Source organism: bacterium (Candidatus Blackallbacteria) CG13_big_fil_rev_8_21_14_2_50_49_14 (genome assembly GCA_002783405.1).
Classification (GTDB): Bacteria; Cyanobacteriota; Sericytochromatia; order UBA7694; family UBA7694.
In genome coordinates this window covers 181,985-188,181 of record PFGG01000064.1, presented here as the reverse complement: position 1 = coordinate 188,181, position 6,197 = coordinate 181,985, and the positions used below count along the sequence as shown (strand labels likewise).

Genomic DNA, 6,197 nt, shown 5'->3' with positions numbered 1-6,197 from the left:
CCCGCCACTCCGATGACAATCTTCCGCGCTTTGCCGGTTGGTGGGGGCATAATCAACAGACCCGTTTTCAAATGCCCAGTGAATTTGAGCCGATTTTAGGCGCAGAAGGCTGGCAATTGAGCAACCCCCCGATATTCCAATTGGCGTCGCTGCGGGCTTCTCTGGCGCTCTATGACGAAGCGGGAATGGAACGCCTGCGCGCCAAAAGCCGCTTATTAACGGGTTTTCTGGAATTTCTTCTGCAAGAACTAAAAAGCAATCAGTTTCAACAAATCACCCCTACCGATCCCTCACAAAGAGGCTGTCAAATCTCACTCAAAATTCCATCAGGAAAAAACATCCAGGCAAAACTTGAAGCCCAGGATATTCTCACCGATTGGCGTGAACCCGATATCCTACGCTTGGCCCCGGTTCCCTTTTATAACAGTTTCAGTGATGTTTTTCAGACTGTTGAAGCGCTCAGAAAGGCATTGTAAACCATGCAAGAACTTACCCTCGTGGGCTCTGGATTAAGCGGAACCCTGCTCAGTTTATTTATGGCCCAGGCCGGTCATAAGGTCAGGCTGTTTGAACGTCGCTCAGATATGCGCAAAGTGCCCCAGGGAGCAGGCCGGTCGATCAATTTGGCCCTGTCTGCACGCGGAATTCACGCCCTGGAAGAAGTGGGGCTAAAAGCAGCGGTGATGAAAGATGCGATTCCCATGCGCGGACGCATGGTTCATGATCGTCAGGGAAACTTGAATTTTCAAGCCTATGGCCAGACCGGCGAAGTGATCCACTCCATTTCACGCGCAGCCTTGAATGAAACCCTGATCAGTGCAGCTGAAGAAACAGGTAAAATTCAGATTCATTTCGATCAACGCTGTACAGGCTATGATTTTGCCAACCACAGTGTGCATTTTGAAGATCAAATCGATCAAAGCCATTATGCCTTTCACGCCGAAGGCCCAGTCTTGGGCGCCGATGGGGCGGGTTCGGCTTTGCGCAAATCCCTGGTGGATCGTGTCGGCGTCAACTATGCTCAAAACTATTTGGAGTATGGCTATAAAGAGCTCACCATCCCCCCCACCGAAGCAGGTGGGTTTCGCATGGAGGCCCATGCCTTGCATATCTGGCCGCGCAGCACGTTTATGCTGATTGCCCTGCCCAATCCCGATGGCAGTTTTACTTGCACCCTGTTTTACCCCTTTGAGGGCCCACAAAGTTTCGAGCAATTGCAAACTCCCGCTCAGGTCAGAAGCTTTTTTGAAAGCGAATTCAGCGATGCCGTTCCGCTTTTGGAAAATCTTGAAAGTGAATTTTTTGAGAACCCCACCGGGGCCTTGGCCACGATTCATCTTTCTCCCTGGTACAGTGGCAGTGAACTTCTGCTCTTGGGAGATGCCGCCCATGCGATCGTGCCCTTTTTTGGCCAGGGCATGAACTGCGCCTTTGAAGACTGTACGGTCCTCAAAGAAGTGATGCAGGCTGAGGCAAATGATTGGGGAGCCATTTTCAAAGCCTACCACCAAAGACGCAAACCCGATGCCGATGCCATTGCCGCCTTGGCACTCGAGAATTTTATCGAAATGCGCGATTCCGTCAATGATCCGGTTTTTGTGCTGCATAAAAAAGTCAGTTTGCTGCTGGAACAACGCTTTGGCGAACGCTTTATTCCCAAATATTCCCAGGTCAGTTTCCACCGCGTGCCCTATGCTTTGGCCCGACTGCATGGTAAATACCAACAGGAGCTTCTGCACGAACTCTGTGAAGGCTTGAATAGCCCCGAAGCCCTCGACTGGCAAAAAGCAGAAATCCTGCTTGAAGCCTATCACCAGAAAGCGCCGGATCTTCTGCCCTGGCTGATACGCGAAAATGCGCACTGAGCGCTTGCTCCAGCGCGCCTGGCAAGAACTCGAAAGTGGCAATTCAAAAGCAGCCGAAGAAACCCTCTTGAAAATTCAAGCCGTTTCAGAGGCCCAAGCCCTATTGGGACAGCTCTATTACCAGCAGGAGCGCTATCGCGAAGCCATTCCCTTGCTTGAAAAAGTATTAAACGGCCCCCAAGCCCAAGACGAACTGATGCCGCTCTTGGGAGCTGCGCTGCAAATGGCGGGAAGACCCCTTGAGGCTCTGCCCTGGTATCGCAAAATTCTGGAATCAGCCCCCAATAACCCTTCACACCGCTACAATCTGGCCTCAGCCCTCAAAGACGCGCAAATGTTTAACGAAGCGGCTGCGCTCTTTGCCCCTTTGGTCGCCGAACATCCCCAACACCTGCGCGCCCGCAATAATTATGGAGCCACCTTGCAGGCCCTGGGGCAATACGAAGCTGCAGCGGATCATTTTCAAGCGGCTGTCGGCATGGAACCCGGATACGCCCTGGCCTGGCTGAATTTAGGCGATGTGCGTCAGGCCTTGGGCCAGCTCACAGCTGCAGAATATGCCTTTCAGCAGGCCACCCAGACTTTACCCGACCCCAGCCCCGCCCAAGCCCGTTTGGGCCGTATTTGCCAACAATTGGGTGAACTTGAAGCCTCAGCCTATTGGTTGCGCCAAGCCCTGGAAAGAATCCCCCAGGATGCCACCCTGTGGCGCAGTTTGGGAGCCACCCTGCAAGCGCTGGGCAAATGGGAAGAAGCGATTCAGGCCTTTGAACAAGCCCTGAATCTGCAAAGCGATTACCACGAGGCCCGCAATAATTTAGGCAATCTTTACAAAGAACAGGGGCGAATCGAAGAAGCCCTGGCCTGCTTTGAGGCCGTTCAGGCAGCCGCTCCCAGCGATGCCCAACGTATCCGCCTGGCCACCTTGGCCCCGCCTGTTTATTTCAGTCTTGCCGAGGCTCAAACCTGGCGAGAACGAGTCGTCACACAGCTCGCCGAATTGGCTGGGACAGAACTCAAAATCGAAGACCCCCTGCGCGAAATTGGACAAGGCAATTTTTACCTGGCCTATCAGGGCTTCAATGATCGCGAACTGCAAATTCAGATCGCCGCGCTTTATCGCCCCCTGCTACCTGAAAGCCTTGCCCCCCAGACTCCACCGCCCCAAAGCAAATGCAAACGCATCGGTTTCCTTTCGGGTTTCTTTTACAATCACAGTATCTGCCATTATTACAGCCAACATATTCTGGGTCTGGAGCCTGAAAACTTTGAAGTCTTTCTGCTTTTGGCGCCGGGTAATCCCAGCGATGCCTCTACAGACGCCTTGAGCCACCACGCCAAACAAACCCTGCGACTGCCGCGTGATCTCGCGCAGGCCCGCCAACAGATCGCCGATTTGCATTTGGATGCCTTGATTTATCCTGAAATTGGTATGGAACCCTTTAGCTATTTCATGGCCTTTACCCGCCTGGCTCCCGTTCAGGCGGTCTTGCCCGGACATCCGGTGACCACAGGCATTCCCACCCTGGATTATTTTATTTCGAATCAACCCATGGAATTGGAAGAAGCCCAGGCCCATTACAGCGAAACACTGGTGACACTTCCAGGTTTGCCGGTCTGCTATGCTCAACCCGATCTTCCTGTCGATCTGCTCAGCCGAACAGAACTGGGTCTGCCTGAAGACAAACATATTTACCTTTGCCCAATGACCCTGTTTAAGATTCATCCTTTGATGGACAAGGCTTTTCAGCTCATGCTTGAAAATGACCCACTGGCAGAGATTTGCTTTTTCAAATTCCAGGCCACCCACTTGCACGAAGCTTTGCGCAAACGCTTTCAAGCAAGCTTGGGGCCCTTGGCTGAGCGCATCCGATTTTTGCCCTGGGCACCCAAACGTGAATTTTTCAGTTTGCTCACAACCGCTGAAGTCATCCTCGATGCCCACCCTTTTGGAGGCGGCAGCACGCATTTTCTCAGTCTGGCAACGGGTACGCCGATGGTTACCTGGGCCAGTCCCTGGTTAAGAGGGCGCAGTGGAGCAGGCCTCTACCACCTGCTTGATCTCCCTGAACTGGTCACGCAAACGGCTGATAGTTTCGCAGAACAAGCCGTTAAAATTGCCTGTGAACCCAGTTTTCGCAAAGATCTTTCCGAGCGGATTCTGGCAGGACAGCCCCTGCTGTTTAATAACCCCCAAGGCCCACAAACCTTCAAGCAATGGCTCAAAGAAATCACGCATGCAGTTGATTGAAGAATATCTTCAACAGCAATCCTGGCGAAACTGGGAACAATACCTCGATAAGCTCCCCTTGCAAGCGCAGGATCGCGTGCTCGATCTGGGTTGTTCTGTGGGGGCTGTCTCCGATCTTTTCGCTGAAAGGGCCGCTCAGGTCTGGGGGATAGACCTCAACCCCGAATTCATCGCCTATTGCCAAGCCAAGCAGCAAACCAATCAAGCATTTCTCTGCAGTGACTTTGCTGCTCTCAAATTACAAGATTTTAAGGATTTCAATGGCGTTTGGGCCAGTTTTTCAATTTCCTATAGCCCCGATCCGCTTCAATTTTTATCTGCACTTTATCGTCATCTGGCTCCCCAAGGATGGATCGCCCTGCTGGATATCGCCTGCTTTATTTCTGGCAATATGTCAGAAAAGAGCCGTTACTATGCGCAGGTCAAAGCCTTTGAGCTCAATTCAGCTTCAGCGGGTTTCTATGACTTCAACTTTGGCACCAAGATGGAAAGCCTGCTCCGCCAGGCAGGCTTTCAAATCCTGCTGACTGACACAGAGCGCCAGGATCTCGAACTCAATTTTGTGGGGCCGGCAAGGGCAGATGTTCTCGCCTGCTGGCAAGCGCGTCTTCAACGCTTGCCCCGGCTCAAAGCAGAATTGGGAAACGCCTACCCTGATTTTTGCAATGAATTTCTAGACCACTTGCAAAGCCCGGAACATGATTCACGGCAAACGCTGATTTTGACGATTGGCAAAAAAGAGCAATGCTCTGCTTAAACCCCTGTAGAACCGTATCCCCCTGCCCCACGGGAAGTTTCGGGTAAATGCTCTACTTTCTGCCAGGCAATTCGGGTATAGGGCGCAATCACCATTTGGGCAATGCGCATATGCCGCTCTACCACAAAGGCTTGCTTGCCATGGTTGATCAGAATCACGGCAATTTCTCCGCGGTAATCGGCATCAATGGTTCCAGGCGTATTTAAAACCGTGACGCTGTGTTTGAGCGCCAAGCCACTGCGCGGGCGCACCTGGGCTTCATAGCCGGGGGGCAAGGCAATCGCCAGGCCCGTTGGAATCAAAGCGGTTGCGCCCGGTTCAATCGTCACGGAATCACGCACTGCGGCGTGCAAATCCATGCCCGCCGAATCTGGGGTTTGGTAAGTGGGCAAAGCCACCCGATCGGGCTCCTTGCCCTGATTGATTCGCAAAACACTCACATGAAAAGCTGTTTTCATTTCGTTTTTAACTCCTTTAAAACATATTCCGCCACGGCTTCCGGGCGACAAACCTGACGATAATTTTGCAAAGTGCTGAGATGCATTTCCTGCATTAAAACGGGATCCCGCCAGAGCTGTTCTAAAACAGTCTGTAAACTGTGCCAATCAGCGGGCATTACCACCCGTTGACAATTTTCCAGATACCAGACAGGCGGCAAGTCTTCGCACAGCAGCACACACCCCGCCCGCATGGCTTCAAACAGACGATAGGTCATGGCACTGTTGCCACGGGGAACCAAAGCCACCTGGCTTCTTGCCAAGTAACGGGCATATAATTCAGGCTCCAATCCCCCGCGAAAGCGACTGCTCCAGACCGCCAGAGCAGAAAGCTCCTCCCCGGCAGGCCGAAAACTTTGTAAAACACCCTGTAAATACTTTTGAAACTCAGGGCGGTATTGATGCGCATGTCCACTGAAAAACAGATGCAAATCTCTTTCCTGCCAAGAGCAAGGCTCAATTTCAGGCACTTCTCCATTGCAGCCCAAAGGAATTGCACGCAGATTTTCAAAGGGGTAGCCTGGCCACCAATAGGGGGTAAACAGCATGGCCAGACTGTGGATATAGGTAGGCAAGCGAAAATCTTCATTGCTGAGATAAAACATCACCGTCTGCTGATCCAAGGGCGTAGAAAAATGCTCGGGGCGATCTTCGAATACACGCGCAATCACCCAGCGAAAAGCGGAAAAAAGGCGATCCTGAGACAAGACCTCAAAGAGAGACTTGAGCATCGGCAATTCACTGTAATACTCAGGAATCCGGATTTCAACACCTGGCAAATGCTTTAAAAAAGCGTGCTCAGCAGAGAAATCCGGAAATCGCCCCAT

General features: G+C 52.1%; 5 protein-coding genes and 1 pseudogene (1 of these 6 cut by a window edge). 4 read left to right on the top strand and 2 right to left on the bottom strand.

Translation table 11 applies throughout. The features are described 5' to 3' along the window. From kynU to COW20_16170, 4 genes and pseudogenes are all read left to right on the top strand, one after another. Positions 1-476, top strand: a pseudogene (gene kynU / locus COW20_16185) (kynureninase) (it extends 713 nt beyond the left edge of the window). A gap of 3 nt (positions 477-479) precedes the next feature. Next, a complete protein-coding gene (locus COW20_16180) occupies positions 480-1,865 on the top strand; it encodes a kynurenine 3-monooxygenase (GenBank protein ID PIW46457.1) in 1,386 nt (461 codons plus the stop codon). Continuing rightward, the gene (locus COW20_16175) at positions 1,855-4,116 is read left to right on the top strand and encodes a hypothetical protein (GenBank protein PIW46456.1); all 2,262 of its coding nucleotides are present in this window, start codon (positions 1,855-1,857) and stop codon (positions 4,114-4,116) included. Before COW20_16180 ends, COW20_16175 begins: the two co-directional genes overlap by 11 nt. Beyond that, positions 4,103-4,873 (top strand): methyltransferase type 11, encoded by a 771-nt coding sequence (locus COW20_16170; protein PIW46455.1) that lies wholly within the window; start codon positions 4,103-4,105, stop codon positions 4,871-4,873. The genes COW20_16175 and COW20_16170 overlap by 14 nt, the downstream gene beginning before the upstream one ends. On the opposite strand, the gene COW20_16165 is transcribed toward COW20_16170, so the two are convergent. Continuing rightward, a complete protein-coding gene (locus COW20_16165) occupies positions 4,870-5,331 on the bottom strand; it encodes a dUTP diphosphatase (protein PIW46454.1) in 462 nt (153 codons plus the stop codon). The two genes, COW20_16170 and COW20_16165, sit on opposite strands and share 4 nt — an antisense overlap. Beyond that, the gene (locus COW20_16160) at positions 5,328-6,197 is read right to left on the bottom strand and encodes a hypothetical protein (protein PIW46453.1); all 870 of its coding nucleotides are present in this window, start codon (positions 6,195-6,197) and stop codon (positions 5,328-5,330) included. The genes COW20_16165 and COW20_16160 overlap by 4 nt, the downstream gene beginning before the upstream one ends.

Bases quoted from the DNA above. Each gene is read 5' to 3' on its own strand.
- COW20_16180 (PIW46457.1), top strand. From the start codon at position 480: ATGCAAGAACTTACCCTCGTGGGCTCTGGATTAAGCGGAACCCTGCTC.
- COW20_16175 (PIW46456.1), top strand. From the start codon at position 1,855: ATGCGCACTGAGCGCTTGCTCCAGCGCGCCTGGCAAGAACTCGAAAGT.
- COW20_16170 (PIW46455.1), top strand. From the start codon at position 4,103: ATGCAGTTGATTGAAGAATATCTTCAACAGCAATCCTGGCGAAACTGG.
- COW20_16165 (PIW46454.1), bottom strand. From the start codon at position 5,331: ATGAAAACAGCTTTTCATGTGAGTGTTTTGCGAATCAATCAGGGCAAG.
- COW20_16160 (PIW46453.1), bottom strand. From the start codon at position 6,197: ATGGGGCGATTTCCGGATTTCTCTGCTGAGCACGCTTTTTTAAAGCAT.